We start from the raw sequence: 18,081 nt of genomic DNA on the forward strand, positions 1-18,081 counted from the left end.
CACTCCTCTATCTAGGCAGCATTCGTTGACTGGTGGATTTTCGAAGAACCCGTCAGGCGGCCTTCTTCACTTGCGCGGTCTGTTCGATCACGCCCATCACGTCGCTTTCCTTCATGATGAGCAGGTCCTCGCCATTGAGCTTGATCTCGGTGCCGGACCATTTGCCGAACAGGATGCGGTCACCGACCCTGACATCCAGTTCGGTCAGCTTGCCGCTGTCGTCACGCGCGCCGGGACCGACGGCGATGACTTCGCCCTCCTGCGGTTTTTCCTTGGCGGTATCGGGAATGATGATGCCGCCGGAGGTCTTTTCCTCGGCCTCGATGCGGCGGACCAGGATACGGTCATGCAATGGACGGAACGCCATGTCGTTCTCCTCTTGGGACAAACAGGTTTGAGGTTCCTCCGCACCGGACCGGCAATTGGACCGGTGCGGGGTGCGGCGACCCTTTGTCAGGCATCGCGCGCGCATATCGAGCTAGTCTTGCCATTTTTGGGTTTCAAGAGGTCGGCCAAAAAATTTTAGCACTCACCCTGAGAGAGTGCCAACCGGCTGTTATCGCGTGGTTATTCTGCCTCGCGCCGGGAGCTGCCGCTTGAAGTTCCGCCGCGGTTCAACAAAATATCCGCGGCCGGCGCAATCGCGGGCGCCGGAACCGCTCGCCCGCTCAGGGAGTTGGTTGAAGACGGCCGCCGAAAGGAGACATGAATGGTTGAAAATGTCAGCAAGGAGTTCCGCCTCCAGATGGAAGGCTATGGCCTGACCACGGCGCAGATTCATTATCGCCTGCCCGACCATCCGAGCCTGCTGCAGCTTTATGTCTGGCAGGACTACGACCTAGCGCCGGAGTTCCCCGAACTCAAGGGGTTCCTCTCCTATTGGGAGCGCGAACTCGAGGGACCGCTTCACTCCGTCCGCGTCGCCCACCACCGGCTGATCACCCCATCGGAATGGCGAGCCATCGAGGGCGTCATCACCATCCAGTAAAGCGTCCTCGCACGGCTGACCCTCACCGGAACGATAAGCGACCGGCCGGTGCTGCCAAGGTGCCTGCTGGTCAGCCCGAGGTTGAACGCTTCATAGCCCTCTCAAAGGGCAAGGCTCCCCTGCTCCGCCTCCTCGGCGTTGGGGTCGCCGGGCGCCGTGGCCCAGGCGAGTTCGACCAGCGTCACGGTGCGCCGGCCGGCGCCGTCGAGCTGGCAGACGATGAGACCCTGCTCCTCGATATAGGTGAGCAGCCGCCGGGCCCGGCGCATGGAGTGCGAGCCATAGGCGCGGGCGATCGCGCCATCGCTCGGGCACGGCCAGCCCTCCTTCGCCGCGCGCGCGATCATCATGAACACGCCCTGCATGTCCTCCGGCAGCAGCGAGGCGCGCACCGAGACGTCGCGCCACACATCGTCCTCGCTAGTTTCAGACCCCAGCCCGGCACGGGCGCGCGTCAACATGCGGCGGAATGCGGGCAGATCAGGCACGACCGAGGCGAGACCCTCGATGCGGCAGCGTACGACGAACTCTTGGTAGAGCACGCCGATCACGCGGAAGCCTGCGTCAGGTTGTGCAAGAATAGCGCGCAGCACGCGGTCCACCCGCTCGCGCCGCTCCGCCAGATCCTCGGCGCTGATTTGCGGCTCCGCCGGTTCGGGGCGGATGTCGCGCGGCGCCGATTTCGCCGCCATCAGCTGCTCCAGCAGGTCCGGCGACGCCACCCGGCGTGGCGCGCGCATCGTCTCCGGCGGCGGGGCGGCCAGGATGATGGCGCGGGCATCCTCGAGCCCCGCCTCCGGCAGCGGCATCAGCCTGGGCGTGCCGTTGCGCGGGCTGGTGTCGGTCGGGCCGATGCGCAGGCCGAGCGGGCGGCGCGACAGCGCCGGCCCCAGCGCCATGAACTGCCCGCGCTCCAGATCGCGAAAGGCTTCCGCCTGCCGCCGCTCCATGCCCAGGAGATCGGCGGCGCGCGCCATGTCGATATCGAGGAAGGTGCGGCCCATGAGGAAGTTGGAGGCTTCCGCCGCGACGTTCTTGGCGAGCTTGGCCAGCCGCTGCGTGGCGATGATGCCAGCCAGCCCCCGCTTGCGGCCACGACACATCAGATTGGTCATGGCGCCGAGCGAGAGTTTGCGCGCCTCGTCCGACACCTCGCCGGCCACCGCCGGCGCGAAAAGCTGCGCCTCGTCGACCACCACCAGCATCGGGTACCAGTGGTCGCGCGCGACCTCGAACAGCCCGCCGAGAAAGGCGGCGGCCCGCCGCATCTGGTTCTCTGCATCGAGCCCTTCCAGGTTGAGCACGGTCGAGACGCGATGGATACGCGCCCGCTCGCCGGCCGCCTGCAGCCCGCGCTCGGTATGCTCCTCGGCATCTATGACCAGATGGCCGTAGCGTTCGCCCAGCGAAACGAAGTCGCCTTCGGGGTCGATGATGGTCTGCTGCACCCAAGGCGCGCTCTGCTCCAGGAGCCGCCGCAACAAATGCGACTTGCCGGAGCCCGAATTGCCCTGCACCAGAAGGCGGGTCGCCAGCAATTCCTCGAGATCGAGCATCGCCCGGTCGCCCGCCGTCGTGTGTCCCATCTCGATCGCAACGGTCATGCCAGACTCATCAACTCCTTCGCAGACGGGCTTATCAACCCGATCGCGGCCCGTCGAGCGTGGCATGGCCGGCGATTCGCGTTGCGCACAGCCGAGACAACGACGACGTGGCCGCGATGGACGGCCGAAACCGGCGGGCCGCCTGCCGTTTACAGCCCTGACCTGTGGATAGTAACCATTTGTTCACCATGGGCCGGTGTTCCGATTGCGGACACCAGGCATCCGCCTAACCTGACCCTGCATCGTGCCCCAACGTGATGCACCCAACGCCCCCAAATGGCGGCCGGCGTCTTCAAGTTTCTCTCCAAACGTATACGCCGGTCGCCACCCCTTTCGGTTACAGCCTCGGTGCCGCCTCATGCGGCTCGATCTGTCCTGGGACTGGCGGCAATCGCGGCGCTTCCAGACCCTCGAAGGGATCACGCCAGGCGTCGATGGCTTCAAGCCGCCCGTACCAGCGGGTGAGCGCGGGATAATCACCAAGCGGCAGCCCAGCGACGTCGTTGAACGGCAAGAACGTCGCCATGCGGAAGTCGGCATAGGAGACTGAATTGCCGACCAGCCATGGCTGGTCGGCAAGCACCGCTTCCAGGATCGCGGCGGCCTTGGGGAATTCTGCAAGTCCCTCCGCGACTTTTTCCCGATCGATCGGCCCGATGTGATAGCGCTGCTTGGTGCCGCGCTCGAAATGCACCATGTCGCAGGCCCGCACGAAATTCTCCTTGCCCCAGCTCAGCCAGCGGATCATGTCGGGCTCATCGTCGCCGGTGCGCCAAAAATCCGAACCCATGTCGCGCGACAACCGGCAGGCTATGGCGTCGGCCTCCCACAGGCTGCCGCCCGGCCACGCCAGTATGGGGAGGGAAAGGTTGGGATTGAGCGGCCGGAATCGCTCCGCTTGCCCCGGCGCGAACGGCGACGCGAATTCGAAGGTCACTTTCGCCCCGAGATGACGCGCCACCGCGACCCCCAGGCGCGGATTGGGGTTGCGGCTGAAGTACAGTTTTGTTTCCACCCCAGCCGGCGTCGGCTCGACCTTGTCACTCATGAATGCCTCTCCTTGTTCCGGCGACCATCGCCAGATCAAGGACGAAGACGGCTGGTGCAATCCTACAAATCATACATTCCCGGCGGACCGGCCGGAACGAGCAGCCCATTGAAACAGGCCGGATCGTGCAAAGTTTGGGTTGACCGCCTCCGATGGCGAGGCGACACTTCATCCCGCAGCAAGGCAGGAGGAAAAACGATGGATGAGCCCGACCGCTGGCGCCACATGTCCAGCGCGCCAAAAGACGGCAGCCGGATACTCGTTACGGTCCGCCCGTCCGAACAGGGGCCAGCGGAAGTCGACCTCGCCTACTGGTCACGCGCCGATCAGTTCGGCGAGGAAGGCTGGCGCGCCTCCGATTCCTCGCCCGGCCGCGTCGTCGAATACGCCGAGCCGGAGCTGAAGTGCTGGATGCCGATGCCCTCGGCCAATCTCAGCCGGGGCGCCTCGATGCCGGCGCCATGGGAAGGCGACGACGCGCAACAGCTGGACGGCTCGGGGATTTAACGCCGCTTCGCACACTCAGAACAAAAAGGAAGCCGTGGCCGGGTTCGGCCCGTTGCGGCCGTCGGCCGCATCCATGCCGCCGATCGTCTCCAGGTCTTGCGCGTCCAGTTCGAAATCGAAGACGTCGAAATTGGCCGCGATACGGTCCTGGCGGACCGACTTCGGAATGACGATCAGCCCTTGCTGGACATGCCAGCGGATCATCGTCTGCGCGGCGGACTTGCCGTGTTTGCGGGCAATGCCTGATATGGTCGGATCGCTCAGCAGGCGGCCGCTGCCCAACGGACTCCAGCTTTCCGTATGAATGTCGTGCTGGGCGTGAAACTCCCTGAGCGCGCGCTGCTGGAAGCGCGGATGCAACTCGACCTGGTTGACGACTGGTGTCACGCCCGTCTCGCCGATAATGCGTTCCAGATGATCAGGATTGAAATTCGAGACGCCGATCGACTTGATGCGGCCGGCCTGCTTCAGTTCGACAAGCGTCTTCCACGCCTCGACATATTTGTCCTGGCTGGGCACCGGCCAATGGATCAGGAACAGGTCGAGCTGCTCGACGCCGAGCTTCTGCATCGTGTCGTCGAAGGCACGAAGCGCCGCATCGCGCTGGTGAGCACCGTTGCGCAGCTTCGAGGTGATGAACAGCTCGCTTGCCTGCACGCCGGCGGCGCGGATCGCCTCGCCGACGCCTTCCTCGTTCTGATAACCCTCGGCGGTGTCGATCAGCCGGTAACCGGCCTCGATCGCCCAGCCCACTACCTGCGCGGTGATGTCGTGATCGACCTGCCACACGCCAAGGCCAAGCTGGGGAATGGCGGCGCCGTCGTTCAACGTGATCTGTTCGGGCATGATCTGGTCCTTTTGCGGGGGGATGGTCCAGCCTATCTAGGCCCGAGATCGCGCAACGGCCAGTCGCCAAGGGAAAATTCGCGGTCCCTCACTTCGGCCGGCGCACCGCCCGCACCACGCCCGCGTTTCCGCTGCCGCAGAAGAGGCGGTCGCCGCCATCGGACTCCAGCCCCGAGACGCCCATGCCGGCAGGCATGTCGAGCTTCTCCAGGACCTTGCCCGTCCGTGGGTCGACGCGGCGCAGATCGCTTTCGTCGCCCTCCCAGGTGGCGTGCCACAATTCGCCATCGACCCAGGTCACCCCGGTGACGAAACGATTGGATTCGATGGTGCGCAGGATCGCCCCGGTCTCGGGATCGATCTGGTGGATCTTGCGCTCCCGGTGCTGCCCGACCCACAGCGTGCCTTCAGCCCAGGTCAAACCGGAATCGCCGCCATTGCCGGGTGCCGGAATGGTGGAAAGCACCTCGCCCGTGTCGGGATCGATCTTCTGGATGCGGTCCTTGGCGAGCTGGAAGAAATGCCGGCCGTCATAGGCGGTGCCGGCGTGCGCCGCGACATCGATCGAACGCAAGGCCTGCCCGCTCTCCGGGTCGAAGGCGTTCAGCCTGTCGCCCGAGGCGAACCAGACGTTCTTGCCGTCAAAGCTCACCCCGGCCACCGTCTTGGCACCGGGAAAGGGTCCGTATTCCCTCAAAATTTCGGCCGCTGAATGTTTCATTTCCTGATCCCTTAGTGTGGTCGTCATCCCGCTGACCTTGCAGGCCGGCATCACCTGAATATCAACACACTTAGCCGTTTGGCAGCGGCGCCGGGAGTAACAAGGTGGTCGTGAAACCCGCCACCGGCGGCGTCATCCAGCGGCGCGCCCGGCCTTGGCCGAAGGACTGGACCTTACCGGCCTCGGCAAGCGGCTCGAGCGCCCGTTGCACGCTGCGCTGGCCGGTTCCAAGCGCAAGCGCCAGGGCCGAACTCGACCAGGCCTCGCCGTCGGCCAGCAAGGCCAGCACGGCCGCGTGCCGCTCCTCGATCGGCCGCGCCAGCACCATCACCGCGCGCGCCTGGCGCGGCGCCAACGTGAAGCCATGCTTGGTGGCGCTGATGCCGGCCAGTGCGCGAAGCTCTGCACGCAGCCGCCCGATCTCGACGCGCAGGCGCGCGCGATGCGATTCATCGGCACGCCTGCCGCCAAAGGCCCGCGCCACGAGTTCGCCCCGCGACACATCCCCCGGCCAGGCTTCGGCGAGCGTCCGCGCCAAGGCGAACAGCACAGGCCGGCTTGCCAGCGAAACCGTGGTCCGCCCAACCCGCACGGCGTAGCGGAAAGCATCGACGACCAGCGCCGGCGATCCCTGCAGCGCCTCGACCTCTTCAAGCAGCAGCGGCTGCTCCCTGCCCTGCGTGATCAATCGCGCCGCGGGTGTTTCCAGTGCCAGGCATGCGCTGTCGACCTCCGCGATCAGGCCGGGAATGCCGGCCTTGCGGGCGGCATGTCGCGCCCACTCCAGTGCCGCGCGTGCCGGCCTGGTCCGCAGGCGCCGCATGGCGATGCCGGCGACAGCGAGCTCGTGCGCGGCCCTGGCCGCCGGCGGAAGCGGCGCCGGGTCGAGCCCGGCCAGCACATGCTCGGCCTCGTCGAGGCGGCCGATCAGGAGCAGGCGCCGCACCTTGAGGTGGCCGGCATGCGCCGCGTTCAACCGGTCGCCGTGCTTTTCCAGCGCCGTGCGGGCCGCGTCGAGCGCCTTGGCCGGCCAACCGAGATCACGCGAGACCAGCGCGATCTCGGCCTCGGCAACGACGCATCTGGCGCGCGCGACCGCCTCTTTCGGGCTGAAGGCGCGCACGGCCCGCCGCAACAAGAGCTTGGCGCGATCGAAATCGCCGAGCTGCGCCATGGCGATGCCGCGCAGCGCCAGCGCCGGCGCATCCTCGCGCAGGGCGACGCGGTCGAGCGCGCCGAGCGGATCGCCGGCCGCCAGCGCCAGCGCTGCCGAGGTGATCAGCGAGTCCATTCAAATCCCGTCACACTTGTAACTCCCACCTCGGCACCGAGCCGCCCTAACTTACGTCAGTACCGTCAACCAGCAAGTCGGCCCAGCAAGTCGGCAATGACGGCACGCATAGGAGATACAAAGATGCCTGCTTCCACCGACCTCGACCTCGACACGGCCAATGATACGGCCAAGCACGCAGCACGCCACCCCTGCTGCGCCGGATCGGATCTCTTGGATTCCGCCGCGCCTGCGGCACCCCGACCTGCCCAGGCAACACCACACCGCAACGACGCCACGACTGGCAAAGGAGAAGACCAATGACCATGACGATGAAGACCCCGCCGATCGTTTCACGGCAAGATTGGGAAGCCGCGCACCAAAAGATGCTGGTGAAGGAGAAGGCGACGATGCGCGCCAGGGACGCGCTGTCGGCCGAACGCCGGCGCATGCCATGGACGGAAGTGGACAAGGCTTATGTCTTTGAGGGCCCCGACGGCAAGGTGAGCCTGCTCGACCTGTTCGAAGGCCGCCGCCAGTTGATCGTCTACCGCGCCTTCTTCGAGCCTGGCGTCTATGGCTGGCCGGAGCACGCCTGCCGTGGCTGCTCGCTCGGCGCCGACCAGGTCGGCCACCTCGCCCATCTCAACGCCCGCAACACCACGCTTGCCTATGCCTCGCGCGCGCCGCAGGCCGACATTGCGCGGCTGAAGCAACGGATGGGCTGGGAGATGCCCTGGTACACGATCACCGACAGCTTCGACAAGGATTTCGGCGTCGACGAATGGCACGGCCACAACGTGTTCATTCATGATGGCGACCGCATCTTCCGCACCTATTTCATCAACAACCGCGGCGACGAGGCGTTGGGCACCGTCTGGAGCTATCTCGACGTCACGCCGCTCGGCCGCCAGGAGGTCTGGGAAGACTCGCCCGAAGGCTACCCGCAGACCCCGCTCTACAGCTGGTGGAACTGGCACGACAACTACGAAGCCGGAGCCGACAAGAAATGGGCCGAAGTGTCCGCCGCCGGCGAAGCCGCCTTCCGCGACAAGGACAAGCAGTAACCGGCGCAAGCCTGTCCAGCCTGGGTTCCTCTCCCGCCTTCGGCAGGGCCGAGGACCCAGGTCCTGACGGGTCGCAATCCACCAAGGGAATAAGACCATGAGCGATATCCATTCCGGCATCGGCAGCGCCGAAAATGCCGCCCCTCGTGGCATCGCCGACTGGCTGTGCCTGGCAGCAGCGCCCACCTTCGCACTGATGGCGCTGCTTTCCCGCCTTCAAGGCGGCGATACCGCCATGCCATGCATGGGCGCCTCGCCGCTGGCCGGCCCAATCCTGACCGGAATGCCGGCCATGTATCTGCTGATGAGCGCTTTCCACCTGGCGCCCTGGCTGCGGGTGATCTCCCGCCGGTAGGCGCCTGCTCCTGCCTCACATCGCGATGTCATTGACCGGCAGCAAGGGCTTGGGAAGGTCGCTCTCGCCGAGCCCGGCGCGCATCTCGATCTCGATGTCGCGGCAGATTTGCGAGATCGGCACATCGTTGGCGTTGCCCTCGAAAGGGTTGGCGCTGCTCTCGCCGACCTGGTCGAGGGACATGTAGGCCCAGCCCAGCAGCGTGCTGAACGGGATCGTCAGCCAGATGGCGATCGAGCCGAGCATGCCGTCCAGTTTGCCCATATCGGCGAAGACCGGAACCACGCCGAACGGCAGCAGCGTGCAGAAGATCATCACGAACATGGAACTGACGATGGCGTATTGCCGGGGATAGGGATTGTTCTTGATGCGGTCGCAGCGCGCCTGCTGGTCGTGGAAGTCGCGGATCAGCTTCGTCAGTTCGACATAGACCTGCGCCGGAACCTTGGCGTCCTTGAGCAGTCCGTTGACCTGGACCGACTGCAATTCGAGCAAGGCTATCGCCGGACGAGGCGATTTCAGGACATCAACGGTCTGGTCGCCCAGCAGCGGACGCAATTCGTCGGCGATCGAGCCCCCGTCCTCCTGGATGTGGTAACGCCGCCGGTATTCGATATTGGCGGGCTTCCCCATCGATTCCCACGGCATCGGCCGCCGCAGCGCGTATCGCAGCGCCGTCATCCAGGCGATGTGGCGGTAGATGAGCTTCCGAGCCGTCGGCGCATCGAGGAAGTCCCGGCAGAAATTGGACCACATCCGGCTGCTGGCCGTGATCTGCGTGAAAGCCTGCAGCGCCTCACCGCTGCGGGTGAGCACCTGCGAATTCTTGAAGCCGGCGACGAGCGATACGGTGGTGCCGAGCACCAGCACCACCGACCATGGCACGGAGAACCCGGCAATGCCCGGCAGGCGGTAGGCCGCCACGGCCAGCCCGCTCACCACCACCATGTAGAGCACGCTGCGCCGCGACCACAGCGCGAAATCGACCACCTTGTAGGAACGGCCTACATACATTGAATGCCCCTCAACTCATCCTGTCGCGCACGGTTGCGCGGCCATTGTCCCCGTTCACCCAGCCTTCCCCGCCCCGAACCGCAAGCCGTCCATCAACAGCTTCACCAACCGACGCGAACGGTCGCGCCACTCAGGTGTGTCGGGCGCCGAGTAGATGCCGCCGAGCGCATGCAGCACATCGGAGGCATCGACGTCGCCGCGGATCGTGCCGTCGGCCACCGCCGCCTCGACCAGTTGCCGCAAGGCCTGCGAAACCCTACCCGACGTGTCGGAGAACAGCGTCGAATTGGTGGTGAACAGGATGCGCAGGCTGGTCGCCAGGCCGCGCTTGGTGGCGATATAGTCGACGAAGCGGTGCATCCACTCTTCCAGAGCGACATCGGAGGGATGTTTCGCCGCAAGCTCGCCGGCCGCCGCGCATAGCGCCTCCGCCTCGCGGCGGTAGACCACCTCGACCAGATGTTCGCGCGTCGGGAAATGCCGGTAGAGCGTGCCGATGCCGACGCCGGCGCGGCGCGCGATCTCCTCCAGCGAGGCATCGATGCCGCGCTCGGCAAACACGGCCGCCGCGACCTCGGCCAGCCGGTCGCGGTTGCGCCGCGCATCCGCCCGCAATGGCTTTTCGGCGGCGGCGGGTTTTTGGTCGACAGTTGTGACGGGCTCAAAAGCCAATTTTTTTCTCCACCAGGGATATGGGGGCTTGAACCATGCCCGGCCAGCCCCCACGTAAATAAACGGAGGCGCCTCCGTTTTAGTGGAGCACCTTTATCATATAATCAGGAAGCCCGGTATGTCACGTCTTTAGAAGCCGCAAGCTGTCACCTTCCCCACCCGCGGCGGATTGGCTGCCGCCTGACCTTGTCCTCCCAAGCGCCAGATCATCCCCCTCAGCGTCAAGCAACTGGAGCCAGACGCCCATGACCACCCTTCCCATCTCGCTTACCGTCAATGGACACCGCCACGAACTCGAGGTCGACACCCGCGTCACCTTGCTCGACCTGCTGCGCGAGCGGCTTGAGCTCTCCGGCACCAAGAAGGGCTGCGACCGCGGCCAGTGCGGCGCCTGCACGGTGCTGGTCGACGGCAAGCGCATAAACTCCTGCCTCGCGCTGGCGGTCAGCCATGACGGCGCCGAGGTGCTGACCATCGAAGGCGTCGCCCACGGTGAAGAACTGCATCCGGTGCAGGCCGCCTTCATCGCCCATGACGGCTTCCAGTGCGGCTTCTGCACACCCGGCCAGATCATGAGCACGCTCGGCCTGATCGCCGAAGGACAGGCTGGAGACGATCCCGAGCGTATCCGCGAGGGGCTGAGCGGCAACATCTGCCGCTGCGCGGCCTATGCCGGCATCGTCGAGGCCGTTCTGGAGGCCCGGCAACAACTTGCCGGAACCGACCGGAGGACCGCGGCATGAGGGACTTCGATTTTATCAGGCCGGCCACCATCTCCGACGCCATAGCGGCGGCGGCCGGACCGGGCTCGGCCTATCTCGCCGGCGGCACCAATCTGCTGGATCTGATGAAGGGCGGCATTACCAGCCCCGAACGGATCGTCGACATTACCCGGCTGCCGGAACTCAATCGCATCGAAACGCTCGATGATGGCGGCCTGCGCATCTGCGCGCTGGTCCGCAATGCCGATCTCGCACACGATCCGGCCTTCGCCAAAGCCTATCCGGCGGTGGCCGAGGCGCTGCTGTCGGGCGCCTCGGCGCAGCTTCGCAACGCCGCCACTGTTGGCGGCAATCTGTTGCAGCGCACGCGGTGCAGTTACTTCTATGACACCGCCAGCGCCTGCAACAGGCGCGAACCCGGTTCCGGCTGCTCGGCCCTTGGCGGCGAGAACCGCCTGCATGCCATCCTGGGCTGGAGCGATGCCTGCATCGCCACCCATCCCTCCGACTTCTGCGTGCCCTTGGTGGCGCTGGACGCCGTGGTCGAGATCGAGGGCAAGGAAGGCCGGCGCCATGTGACGCTGGAGGAATTTCACCGGCTTCCGGGCGACACCCCGCAGCGCGAGACCGTGCTGGAGCCGGGCGAGCTGATCGTTGCGGTGCGCCTGCCGGCGGAAGCAGCTTCCTTCGCCGCTCACGCCCGCTATCTGAAAGTGCGCGAACGCACCTCCTATGCCTTCGCGGTCGTTTCGGCGGCCGCGGCACTTGTCGTCGATCGCGGCAAGATCCGCGGCGCAAGGCTGGCGCTGGGCGGCGTGGCGGCGAAGCCGTGGCGCGCGCGTTCGGCGGAAGCAGCGCTCCTTGGCGCCGATGCCGACGAGGCGAGCTTCGTTCGCGCCGCGGATGCCGCGTTGGCCGACGCCAGCCCCTCCGGCGACAATGCCTTCAAGATCGAGCTTGCCCGCCGCATTGTCGTCAGGGCGCTGATGGCCGCAAAGGCCGGAACACCCGAGCGGATGCCGGCTCTTCCTGCCTCCCCCTTTTCCTCCATTCCCGGAGTGCGCCATGACGCTTGAACTCAGCCTCAACCAGCAACCCGCCCATACGCGGCAGGGCTCCAGCATCGGCCAGCCGCTGACCCGCCGCGACGGATTCTTGAAAGTCACCGGGGCGGCGCGTTACGCCGCCGACAACCACCCGCCCGGCATGCTCTATGCCGTGCTCGCCGTCTCGAGCATCGCGCGCGGCCGGGTCGTGTCGCTGGATATCGAGGCGGCCAAGGCGCATTCGGGCGTGGTCGAGGTGATGACGCCACTGAACCGGCCGGCGCTCGCCGTCGATCCGGATGCCAAGGACCATCCCTTCATGTTCCGGCTCGACCTGCTGCAGAACGATGGGGTTCGCTATCCCAACCAGAGCATTGCCGTGGTGATCGCGGAGACGCTGGAAGCGGCGACCGAAGGCGCGGCGCTGCTGTCGCCGCGCTATGAAACGCTGCCGGCGCGGGTCGGTCTCGATGGCGGCAAAAGCTTCGTGCCGCGCGGCGTCGGCGTCGGCAACCCGGCGGTGCAGGAGAAGGGCGATGTCGAGGCCGGCCTCGAATCGGCAAGGACGCGGATCGAGGCGGCTTACGAGACGCCGGCACAGTATCACAACGCCATGGAGCCCCACGCAATCGTCGCTGCCTGGGATGGCGACCAGCTGTCGATCGACACGCCGAGCCAGGGCCTTGCCATGGCGCAAGGACGCATCGCCGGCCTGTTCGGCATCGCGCCGCGGAACGTCCACATCCGCAGCCCATTCCTGGGTGGCGGTTTCGGCTCCAAGGGCATGATCTCCGGGCCACAGGTGCTCGGCATCCTGGCGGCGCGTCTCGTCGGCCGCCCGGTCAAGCTGGTGCTGCGGCGCGAGCAGATGTACGGCCCGGTCGGCCATCGCGCCCCGACCCGCCAGACGTTGCGCATGGGCATGGATGGCGAAGGGCGGCTGACCGCGCTCTCCCATCACGCCCGGACCACATCGAGCACGTTCGACGATTTCTTCGAACCGGCGGCGGACGCCTCGCACACGCTCTATGCCAGTCCGGCCATCGCCACCTCGCACGATGCCGTGCGGCTCGACACCGGCACGCCGCTGTTCATGCGGGCGCCGGGCGAGGCCACCGGATCGATCGCGCTGGAAAGCGCCATAGACGAGGCGGCCCATGCCTGCGGCATGGACCCGCTGGAATTCCGGCTCAGGAATTATGCCGAAGTCGAGCCTATGACGGGCAAGCCGTTCTCCTCAAAGGCGCTGCGCGAATGTTACGAACAGGCGGCCGAGGTGTTTGGCTGGGCGAGCCGCCCGCTGCAGCCGCGGCGGATGCGTGACGCGGACGGTTTCCTTACCGGCTGGGGCATGGGCACGGCGACGTTCCCGGCGCTCATGTTCCAGGCCGAGGCACGCGCGGTGCTGAGGGCCGACGGCAGCGGCTTGATGGAGACCGGCGCTCAGGACATGGGCCAAGGCGCCTGGACGGCCTTTGCCCAGATTGCGGCAGACGGGCTGGGGCTCGACATCGACCAGGTCGATTTCAGGGCCGGCAGTTCCGACCTGCCCAATGCGGGCATCGCCGGCGGGTCGGGTCACACGGCGACGGCCGGCATGGCCATCCACAATGCGGGTGCGGCCGTCATCGCCAGGCTTGCCGATCTCGCCACGGGCAACGAAGCCTCGCCGCTGTTCGGCGCCGGCAATGAAGGTGTCCTGGCGCGCGGCGGACGCCTCTACCGGCGCGACGACGAAAGCCGCGGTGAAAGCTATTCCGAGATCCTCGCCCGCGCGGGTCTTGCCGAGATCGAAGGCCATGGCAAGGGCGCTCCTGATCCGGCGTCGCAGGAGACCTACGCCAAGCACGCGCATGGGGCCGTCTTCGCCGAGGTGAAGGTCGACCCGGATTTAGGCCAGATCCGCGTCACCCGGCTGGTCGGCGCATTCGCTGCCGGACGGGTCATCAATCCGCGGCTGGTGCGCAGCCAGTATTATGGCGGGATGATCTGGGGCGTTTCCTTCGCGCTGCATGAGGAAGCCGTCACCGACCGGCGCTCCGGCCGGATCCAGAATGCCAACCTCGCCGAATACCATGTCCCGGTGAATGCCGACGTGCCGTCGGTCGAGGCGCTGCTGGTTCACGAGGACGACCCTCACGTGAACGCACTCGGCATCAAGGGCGTCGGTGAAATTGGCATCACCGGCACGGCCGGCGCCGTGGCCAATGCGGTCTGGCACGCGACCGGCGTGCGCCCCCGGCGCTTTCCGATCCGGATCGAGGACCTGTTGGGGTGAGGAGCGGTCCGTCCGAAGCAACGGTTGGAGCCTCCCTACCCTAACTCCAATTCATTCCCCCAAGCGTCAAGCAACTGGAGCCAGACGCCCATGACGAGCAAGACCACAATTCCTGTCCATCTCGATATCAACGGCCAGCGTCACACGCTGGAACTCGAACCGCGTGTCACGCTGCTCGACGCCTTGCGTGACAGGCTCGGCCTGACCGGCACCAAGAAGGGCTGCGACCATGGCCAGTGCGGCGCCTGCACCGTCCATGTCGACGGCGAGCGCGTGCTGGCCTGCCTGACATTGGCCGCACAGGCCGCGGGTCGCACCATCACCACCATAGAGGGGCTTGCACGGGAGGGCGAACTGCATCCCGTGCAGGCTGCCTTCCTCGAACAGGACGCCTTCCAGTGCGGCTATTGCACGCCAGGTCAGATCATGTCGGCGGTGGCCTGCATTCGCGAGGGCCATGCCGGCTCGGACGAGGAAATCCGCGAATACATGGCCGGCAATCTCTGCCGCTGCGGCGCTTATCCGCACATCGTCGCCGCCGTGCGCCAGGCAGCGCTGGAGGCCGCGTCATGAGGGATTTTTCCTATCTTCGCGCCACTTCGGTCGACGCCGCCCGCCAGGCGGCCGCGCTCCCCGGCGCGATGCTGCTCGCCGGCGGCACCACGCTGATCGACCTCGCCAAATGCGGCGTCGCCGAACCCGACATGCTGGTCGACATCACCCATCTCAAGGGACTGGACCGGATCGAGATCGGCAAGCGCGGCGCCATCATCGGCGCGCTCGCCAGGATGGGCCATGTCGCCGACCACGACGATATCAAGAGCCGCTTCCCCGCCATCTCGGAGGCGCTATGGCAAGCGGCCTCGGCGCAGATCCGCAACATGGCGACCATAGGCGGCAATTTGATGCAGCGCACGCGCTGCCCCTATTTCCGCGATCCCTCGAACTTTTCGGCCTGCAACAAGCGTGTATCAGGCAGCGGCTGTTCGGCGATCGGCGGCGTCACCAGGGGCCATGCCGTGCTCGGCACCAGCGACGCCTGCATCGCCATGTACCCAGGCGATCTCGCCACCGTGCTCGTCGCCTTCGACGCGACAATCCGTCTCGGCGATCGGCGCATCCGGGTCGATGACTTCTTCCTGTTGCCCGGCACGACGCCGGACAGGGAACACGCGATCGAGCCGGGGGAGATGATCACCGCCATCGAAATCCCCTCCTCCGCAGCCGCTCGCCGCTCGACATATCTGAAGATCCGCGACCGGCAGTCCTACGAGTTCGCGGCGGCCAGTGCCGCAGTCGGGCTCGAACTGGAATCCGACGGACGCACCATCCGCGACCTGCGCGTGGCGCTCGGTGGCGTCGCCACCAAACCTTGGCGGGCGCGAGCCGTGGAAGCCGCGCTGAAAGGCAAGGTGCTGGAGCCCGAAGCTGTTCGCGCCGCCAGCCTGCTCGCCGTCGAAGGCGCCGTCGACCAAGGCGCCAACCACTACAAGATCGAGCTCGCGCCGCGCGTCGTCGCACGGGCTATTCTCAAGATGGGAGAAACGGCATGACCGTTCACAACATCAGACATGGCGATGCGTTCGACGGCGGCGCGGATGCGGTCGGCGGCCGGCTATCGCGCGTCGACGGTCCGGCCAAGATCACGGGTGCCGCCAAATACGCCGTCGAGCAGCAGCTCGAAGGCCTCGCCTACGCCGCACTGGTCGAAAGCACCATCGCATCCGGCAAGGTGCGCGCCATCGACAGCAAGGCGGCCGAGGCAGCACCGGGCGTACTCAAGGTGCTGACCCCGGATACAATCATCAGCCTGAGAACCGCCTCGGACTGGTTCGGCACCCCGCCGCCCGACAAACCCTATTGCCCGCTGGCGCGCGACATCACCTTCTCGGGCCAGCACGTCGCCGCCGTCGTCGCCGAGACTTTCGAGCAGGCGGTCGCCGCGGCGGCGCTGGTCAAGGTCAGCTATGACGAGACCCCGGCAATCGTCGACCTCAGCGACGGCAAGGCCGGCGACGGCATTCCGGTCGATGCCATGACCAAGGAATGGGGCGACGCGTCCGCCGCCTTCGCCTCCGCCCCGGTGCGCATCTGCGCCGCCTATAACACGCCGCGCGAATACCAGGCGCCGATGGAGCCGCATGGCCTGATCGCCCGCTGGGAGGGTGACCACCTCACCGTGTGGGAGCCGAGCCAATGGCTGGATGGCATGGCGCGCACCTATGCCGAATGGTTCGCCGTGCCGTTCGAGAATGTGCGGCTGGTGTCGCCCTATATCGGTGGCGGCTTCGGTTCCAAGGCACTGGCGCTCAGCCATGGCGCGATTGCCGCGAGTGCCGCGAAAATGCTCGGCCGGCCGGTGCGGCTGGTGATGACGCGGCCGCAGACCTTCACCGGCTATGGCGGCCGCGCCGCAACCCGCCAGACGGTGACGATCGGCGCCCACCGTGACGGCATGATCCAGTCGATCGTGCATCGCGGCGTCAACGAAACGTCCATCGACGGCATGTGGGTCGAGCCGCTGGGTTCGGTCACCTCGATCATGTACGCGACGCCGAACTTCTCGTCGAAACAGAATGTCGTGCGGGTGAATTCGGTGGTGCCGGGCGCCATGCGCGCGCCGGGTGAAAACCCATCGGCCTTCGGCATCGAAAGCGCCATCGACGAGCTCGCCTACGAGGTCGGCATCGATCCGCTGGAGATCCGGCTGAAGAACTACGCCGAACAGGACCCGCACGCGAAAAAAGCTTGGTCGACCAGACAGTTGCGCGAAGCTTTCGCAGCAGGCGCCGAACGCTTCGGATGGGCCAGGCGCACAGCCGAACCGCGCTCGATGCGCGATGGCAACCAGCTGATCGGCTGGGGCGTCGCCGCCGGCACCTATCCGGTGCGGCGCGCCTATGGCGAAGCGATGGTGCGCATTCTGGTCGACGGCTCGGTCGAGGTCGAGAGCTCCTCGATCGACATGGGCCAGGGCACCTACACCATCCTGGCGCAGACCGCCGCCGAAACGGTTGGCGTGAGCGCAGACGACGTCGTGGTGAAGCTCGGCGATTCCCGGTTTCCCCGCGCCGGCGTCACTGGCGGCTCACGGCTGGCCGGCGTGATGACGGGCGCGGTCTACAAGGCGGCGACCTCGGCGCTCGACCAGTTGATCGGCTTGGCCATCAGCGATCCGCGCTCGCCCTTCCACACGCTGCAGGCCAACACTTTGGTCGTCGCCAATGGCCGCATCGGCGCGCCTCGCGGCGACGGTCCCGATGTCTCGATCGCCGAACTGCTCAAAAGCATCGACCGCGACCGCATCGAGGCGACCGCCGACACCATGCCGGCCAATTCGACGGCAGAGGATCGCTACAAGAACTACACCACCATCGCCATGGCGCTGCCGCACACCGAGGGCGACTATTCCCGCCACTCCTGGTGCGCGCATTTCGTCGAGGTGCGCGTCGACGAGGATTTCGGCACGGTGCGCGTATCGCGCGTGGTGTCGGCGTTGGATTCGGGCCGGCTCTACAATCCGAAGCTGGCCGAAAGCCAGTGGAAAGGCGGCATCATCATGGGTATCGGCCAGGCGCTGCTCGAAGAAGGCATCGTCGACCGCCGCCACGGCCGCATCGTCAACAACAACCTCGCCGACTATCTCGTCCCGACCAACGCCGACGTCCCCGAGATCGAGGTGATCTCGGTCGGCATCCCCGACCTGCACTCCTCCGTGCTCGGCGGCAAGGGTGTCGGCGAACTGGCGATCGTCGGCATGGCGCCGGCCATTGCCAATGCCGTGTTCCACGCAACGGGCAAGCGGATCCGGGATCTGCCCATCACGTTGGAGAAGCTGATCTGAGGGTGGAACTGCCATCTCCCCCTTGAGGGGGAGATGGCCGGCAGGCCAGAGGGGGGCGCTGTCCCGCCGGCGTCTCAGCGGTTGCGAAGCGCAAGCTCC

At 66.4% G+C, this 18,081-nt stretch carries 18 protein-coding genes; 10 read left to right on the forward strand and 8 right to left on the reverse strand.

Annotated elements, in window-relative coordinates; genetic code table 11:
• Positions 1-52: 52 nt before the first annotated feature.
• Positions 53-367 (reverse strand): co-chaperone GroES, encoded by a 315-nt coding sequence (locus O7A60_RS04365; protein ID WP_015316962.1) that lies wholly within the window; start codon positions 365-367, stop codon positions 53-55.
• A gap of 342 nt (positions 368-709) precedes the next feature.
• Between O7A60_RS04365 and O7A60_RS04370 the strand changes: the two genes are divergently transcribed.
• Positions 710-988 (forward strand): usg protein, encoded by a 279-nt coding sequence (locus O7A60_RS04370; RefSeq protein ID WP_337105169.1) that lies wholly within the window; start codon positions 710-712, stop codon positions 986-988.
• A 101-nt stretch (positions 989-1,089) separates the two neighbouring features.
• Here the strand turns inward: O7A60_RS04370 and O7A60_RS04375 are convergent, their stop codons facing one another.
• Complete coding sequence (locus O7A60_RS04375; RefSeq protein ID WP_337105170.1) at positions 1,090-2,592, reverse strand: ATP-binding protein; 1,503 nt, start codon at positions 2,590-2,592, stop codon at positions 1,090-1,092.
• A 337-nt stretch (positions 2,593-2,929) separates the two neighbouring features.
• Complete coding sequence (locus O7A60_RS04380) at positions 2,930-3,640, reverse strand: glutathione S-transferase family protein (RefSeq protein ID WP_337105171.1); 711 nt, start codon at positions 3,638-3,640, stop codon at positions 2,930-2,932.
• A gap of 198 nt (positions 3,641-3,838) precedes the next feature.
• Here O7A60_RS04380 and O7A60_RS04385 point away from each other — a divergent pair, with 198 nt between their 5' ends.
• Entirely contained in the window at positions 3,839-4,147 is a 309-nt protein-coding gene (locus O7A60_RS04385; RefSeq protein ID WP_027146346.1) for a hypothetical protein, read from the forward strand.
• A 15-nt stretch (positions 4,148-4,162) separates the two neighbouring features.
• Here the strand turns inward: O7A60_RS04385 and O7A60_RS04390 are convergent, their stop codons facing one another.
• The 3 genes from O7A60_RS04390 to O7A60_RS04400 all read right to left on the reverse strand — a co-directional run bounded on the left by O7A60_RS04390 (position 4,163) and on the right by O7A60_RS04400 (position 7,005).
• Complete coding sequence (locus O7A60_RS04390) at positions 4,163-4,993, reverse strand: aldo/keto reductase (protein ID WP_337105172.1); 831 nt, start codon at positions 4,991-4,993, stop codon at positions 4,163-4,165.
• Positions 4,994-5,081: 88 nt separating this feature from the next.
• Positions 5,082-5,714, reverse strand: coding sequence for a Vgb family protein (locus O7A60_RS04395; protein ID WP_337105173.1), 633 nt, complete (start codon positions 5,712-5,714; stop codon positions 5,082-5,084).
• A gap of 70 nt (positions 5,715-5,784) precedes the next feature.
• Complete coding sequence (locus tag O7A60_RS04400; protein ID WP_337105174.1) at positions 5,785-7,005, reverse strand: helix-turn-helix domain-containing protein; 1,221 nt, start codon at positions 7,003-7,005, stop codon at positions 5,785-5,787.
• Positions 7,006-7,304: 299 nt separating this feature from the next.
• Between O7A60_RS04400 and O7A60_RS04405 the strand changes: the two genes are divergently transcribed.
• Together O7A60_RS04405 and O7A60_RS04410 are read left to right on the forward strand one after the other, a co-directional pair.
• Positions 7,305-8,051 (forward strand): DUF899 domain-containing protein, encoded by a 747-nt coding sequence (locus O7A60_RS04405; RefSeq protein ID WP_337105175.1) that lies wholly within the window; start codon positions 7,305-7,307, stop codon positions 8,049-8,051.
• Positions 8,052-8,148: 97 nt separating this feature from the next.
• The gene (locus O7A60_RS04410) at positions 8,149-8,406 is read left to right on the forward strand and encodes a hypothetical protein (RefSeq protein ID WP_337105176.1); all 258 of its coding nucleotides are present in this window, start codon (positions 8,149-8,151) and stop codon (positions 8,404-8,406) included.
• Between the two features lie 15 nt (positions 8,407-8,421).
• On the opposite strand, the gene O7A60_RS04415 is transcribed toward O7A60_RS04410, so the two are convergent.
• Together O7A60_RS04415 and O7A60_RS04420 are read right to left on the reverse strand one after the other, a co-directional pair.
• Complete coding sequence (locus O7A60_RS04415) at positions 8,422-9,420, reverse strand: bestrophin family protein (RefSeq protein ID WP_337105177.1); 999 nt, start codon at positions 9,418-9,420, stop codon at positions 8,422-8,424.
• Positions 9,421-9,474: 54 nt separating this feature from the next.
• Positions 9,475-10,092: a TetR/AcrR family transcriptional regulator gene (locus O7A60_RS04420; protein WP_337105178.1), complete on the reverse strand. Its 618-nt coding sequence runs from the start codon at positions 10,090-10,092 to the stop codon at positions 9,475-9,477.
• Positions 10,093-10,337: 245 nt separating this feature from the next.
• Between O7A60_RS04420 and O7A60_RS04425 the strand changes: the two genes are divergently transcribed.
• From O7A60_RS04425 to O7A60_RS04450, 6 genes are all read left to right on the forward strand, one after another.
• Entirely contained in the window at positions 10,338-10,835 is a 498-nt protein-coding gene (locus O7A60_RS04425) for a (2Fe-2S)-binding protein (RefSeq protein WP_337105179.1), read from the forward strand.
• Positions 10,832-11,890, forward strand: a complete 1,059-nt coding sequence (locus tag O7A60_RS04430; protein ID WP_337105180.1) for an FAD binding domain-containing protein — start codon at positions 10,832-10,834, stop codon at positions 11,888-11,890. Before O7A60_RS04425 ends, O7A60_RS04430 begins: the two co-directional genes overlap by 4 nt.
• The gene (locus O7A60_RS04435; protein WP_337105181.1) at positions 11,880-14,138 is read left to right on the forward strand and encodes a xanthine dehydrogenase family protein molybdopterin-binding subunit; all 2,259 of its coding nucleotides are present in this window, start codon (positions 11,880-11,882) and stop codon (positions 14,136-14,138) included. Before O7A60_RS04430 ends, O7A60_RS04435 begins: the two co-directional genes overlap by 11 nt.
• Before the next feature lie 90 nt (positions 14,139-14,228).
• Positions 14,229-14,711, forward strand: coding sequence for a (2Fe-2S)-binding protein (locus tag O7A60_RS04440; RefSeq protein ID WP_027146334.1), 483 nt, complete (start codon positions 14,229-14,231; stop codon positions 14,709-14,711).
• Entirely contained in the window at positions 14,708-15,691 is a 984-nt protein-coding gene (locus tag O7A60_RS04445) for an FAD binding domain-containing protein (RefSeq protein ID WP_337105182.1), read from the forward strand. Before O7A60_RS04440 ends, O7A60_RS04445 begins: the two co-directional genes overlap by 4 nt.
• Positions 15,688-17,982: a xanthine dehydrogenase family protein molybdopterin-binding subunit gene (locus O7A60_RS04450; RefSeq protein ID WP_337105183.1), complete on the forward strand. Its 2,295-nt coding sequence runs from the start codon at positions 15,688-15,690 to the stop codon at positions 17,980-17,982. The genes O7A60_RS04445 and O7A60_RS04450 overlap by 4 nt, the downstream gene beginning before the upstream one ends.
• The last annotated feature ends 99 nt before the right edge of the window (positions 17,983-18,081 follow it).

The organism is Mesorhizobium salmacidum (SeqCode) (genome assembly GCF_037179605.1).
Taxonomy (GTDB): Bacteria; Pseudomonadota; Alphaproteobacteria; order Rhizobiales; family Rhizobiaceae; genus Mesorhizobium; species Mesorhizobium salmacidum.

Excerpts from the sequence above, each read along its gene's own strand:
- O7A60_RS04425 (WP_337105179.1), top strand. The coding sequence starts at position 10,338 with ATGACCACCCTTCCCATCTCGCTTACCGTCAATGGACACCGCCACGAA.
- O7A60_RS04370 (WP_337105169.1), top strand. The coding sequence starts at position 710 with ATGGTTGAAAATGTCAGCAAGGAGTTCCGCCTCCAGATGGAAGGCTAT.
- O7A60_RS04375 (WP_337105170.1), bottom strand. The coding sequence starts at position 2,592 with ATGACCGTTGCGATCGAGATGGGACACACGACGGCGGGCGACCGGGCG.
- O7A60_RS04450 (WP_337105183.1), top strand. The coding sequence starts at position 15,688 with ATGACCGTTCACAACATCAGACATGGCGATGCGTTCGACGGCGGCGCG.
- O7A60_RS04395 (WP_337105173.1), bottom strand. The coding sequence starts at position 5,714 with ATGAAACATTCAGCGGCCGAAATTTTGAGGGAATACGGACCCTTTCCC.
- O7A60_RS04405 (WP_337105175.1), top strand. The coding sequence starts at position 7,305 with ATGACCATGACGATGAAGACCCCGCCGATCGTTTCACGGCAAGATTGG.
- O7A60_RS04435 (WP_337105181.1), top strand. The coding sequence starts at position 11,880 with ATGACGCTTGAACTCAGCCTCAACCAGCAACCCGCCCATACGCGGCAG.
- O7A60_RS04440 (WP_027146334.1), top strand. The coding sequence starts at position 14,229 with ATGACGAGCAAGACCACAATTCCTGTCCATCTCGATATCAACGGCCAG.
- O7A60_RS04415 (WP_337105177.1), bottom strand. The coding sequence starts at position 9,420 with ATGTATGTAGGCCGTTCCTACAAGGTGGTCGATTTCGCGCTGTGGTCG.
- O7A60_RS04380 (WP_337105171.1), bottom strand. The coding sequence starts at position 3,640 with ATGAGTGACAAGGTCGAGCCGACGCCGGCTGGGGTGGAAACAAAACTG.
- O7A60_RS04445 (WP_337105182.1), top strand. The coding sequence starts at position 14,708 with ATGAGGGATTTTTCCTATCTTCGCGCCACTTCGGTCGACGCCGCCCGC.
- O7A60_RS04400 (WP_337105174.1), bottom strand. The coding sequence starts at position 7,005 with ATGGACTCGCTGATCACCTCGGCAGCGCTGGCGCTGGCGGCCGGCGAT.
- O7A60_RS04390 (WP_337105172.1), bottom strand. The coding sequence starts at position 4,993 with ATGCCCGAACAGATCACGTTGAACGACGGCGCCGCCATTCCCCAGCTT.
- O7A60_RS04385 (WP_027146346.1), top strand. The coding sequence starts at position 3,839 with ATGGATGAGCCCGACCGCTGGCGCCACATGTCCAGCGCGCCAAAAGAC.
- O7A60_RS04365 (WP_015316962.1), bottom strand. The coding sequence starts at position 367 with ATGGCGTTCCGTCCATTGCATGACCGTATCCTGGTCCGCCGCATCGAG.
- O7A60_RS04410 (WP_337105176.1), top strand. The coding sequence starts at position 8,149 with ATGAGCGATATCCATTCCGGCATCGGCAGCGCCGAAAATGCCGCCCCT.
- O7A60_RS04430 (WP_337105180.1), top strand. The coding sequence starts at position 10,832 with ATGAGGGACTTCGATTTTATCAGGCCGGCCACCATCTCCGACGCCATA.